Genomic DNA, 857 nt, shown 5'->3' on the forward strand with positions numbered 1-857 from the left:
CTAGATGATTTACAACCTCTTTCATTCATGACGCACTTCGGAAAGATGGGCTGAGGCGTAGTTGTTCGGACTCAGGGCGAACTCGCCGTGCCAGAAGACGGCTCACAGTGGCGGTCGAGACCGAAATTGCAGCGGCGATCTCGGTCCCTGGACGGTTTGCATCCGCCATGGCATAGGCCTGAGCAATCGCCTCATCACTGAGAAGCCGGGGTCGTCCCATGGGTGGGACCAAAGCGGCGGAACCGCCCTTGGATGCTCTGCCGCGCAATCTCGAGATGTATTCGGGTCGCAACTCAAAGAGAGCAGCCACCTCTAAGCCCGAGGCTCCTGCCGAAGTAAGTGCCACGATGGCCAAGTTTCGCATTCCTAGGTCCGCTGGATCGTAGACGAAAACTGCCCGAGGCCCCCAGCTCACCACCATCTCGCCGTTTACCATCGTCTTAGTGAGCTTGAATGGCGCAGGCATACCCGGAAGCAATTCGATTTGTTCTCGGCGTTTTCTCATCTCCTTATCATAGCACTATTGAACGACTTATGCAATTCCTAACATAAAAGAAACCCTGTTCAAAACAGGGATTTCGGCTCAACTACCGGAGGTCTGAGGCTTTCATGAGCGCACTCATGACCCTTCTGGAACTGGAGCCAATTCCCATCCAGAGGGAACTCCTCTGACTCTAAGCGCAGTCGGGAACACTCTTCAAAGCGCCCCACAATCAAAGTTCCAAATCCAATCCCTAGCCCCAGTTTCGGCTGAATTCCCCCCAAGAGCCTGTTTAAGCCCCCTTTTAGCCCCTATTTGGGGGTAACCCTTATTTGGAGATGCTGGTAGATGAAGTTCGGTTTTCTCAAGTGGCGAA

Annotated in this window: 1 protein-coding gene; it reads right to left on the minus strand. The window is 53.7% G+C overall.

Annotated elements, in window-relative coordinates; translation table 11 throughout:
• Window positions 1-25 precede the first annotated feature (25 nt).
• A complete protein-coding gene (locus AXFE_RS18085) occupies window positions 26-505 on the minus strand; it encodes a COG3415 family protein (RefSeq protein WP_052607274.1) in 480 nt (159 codons plus the stop codon).
• Between the last annotated feature and the right edge of the window lie 352 nt (window positions 506-857).

Origin of the sequence: Acidithrix ferrooxidans, assembly GCF_000949295.1 — a bacterium.
Taxonomy (GTDB): Bacteria; Actinomycetota; Acidimicrobiia; order Acidimicrobiales; family Acidimicrobiaceae; genus Acidithrix; species Acidithrix ferrooxidans.

Excerpts from the sequence above, each read along its gene's own strand:
- AXFE_RS18085 (WP_052607274.1), bottom strand. The coding sequence starts at position 505 with ATGAGAAAACGCCGAGAACAAATCGAATTGCTTCCGGGTATGCCTGCG.